The 997-nt window shown below is 50.2% G+C and carries 1 protein-coding gene; it reads right to left on the minus strand.

What is annotated here, in order from left to right:
* A partial coding sequence (gene tnpC / locus THEAE_RS19475; protein ID WP_039944587.1) for an IS66 family transposase occupies positions 1-997 on the minus strand: 997 nt, incomplete at both ends.

The following is a 997-nucleotide window of genomic DNA, read 5'->3' on the forward strand; positions in this document are numbered from 1 at the left end:
TGAAGGCAAGGCGGCCGACCAAGGAAGGAGCTGATCGATCATGTCTTTATCCTTCAAATCGATATTCGGTAGCCGCTCAAAGAGATAGGTGAGGTACTTGTACGGATTAAGGTTGTTCTCTTTTGCGGTCTCTATGATGCTGTAGATAATTGCACTAGCCTTCGCTCCCCTTGGCGTGTTGCTAAAGAGCCAGTTCTTCCTTCCAATGACAAATGGCTTAATAGAGCGCTCACTTCGGTTATTATCGATTTCGAGTCTCCCATCTTTGAGATAGCTTTTGGGTAGGATATGATCACTCATTTGGTGAAGCCATGCGGAAAAAGCCTCCAATATGGGCTTACTTCGTTTTAAGCGTTCTTCATACCGTTCTTCCGGGGAAGCCTCTTTTAAGTCCCGAAGGGCGGCATAAAGCTGGTTGCAGTATCTAAGCCCCATTTTGGCTGCTACGTTTTTATTTCGATCCGATGGAGGTAGGGCACTAAGCGCCTCATCCAATTTCCTTCGGACATGGGCGAAGCACCCAACCAGTGTAACCTCCGGTTTTAATTGGTTGTATCCGGCATATCCATCCACGTGGAGGTATCCGCGGAACCCGGCCAAGAAGGCTTTGGGATGTTCTCCCGCTCTTGTCTTTTGGTAATCATAGAGGATAATGGGCGGTCCATCTCTTCCGGTACGGTATAGCCACATGTAGGAGGTGGTTTCCGCAGCCCGATTCTCTTCCCGGAGTACTTGTACCGTCGTTTCGTCCGCATGCAGGATCTCTTGGCGAATGAGGTGCTCCTTCATCCGTTCATAGAGCGGATGAAGCCATTGGTGAGCGCCATGGAGCATCCAATTGGCCAAGGTTTGCCGGGATAAGGGCACTCCCAAGCGTTCTAAATGCTTCTCTTGCCGGTAGAGCGGCTGGGCATACACATATTTTTGGGTCATCACGTAGCTAAGCGCAGAGGGAGAAGCTAAGCTCCCTGGAAATACTGGCGTAGGCATGGGTGCC

The organism is Thermicanus aegyptius DSM 12793 (assembly GCF_000510645.1).
In the GTDB taxonomy this organism is placed as follows: domain Bacteria; phylum Bacillota; class Bacilli; order Thermicanales; family Thermicanaceae; genus Thermicanus; species Thermicanus aegyptius.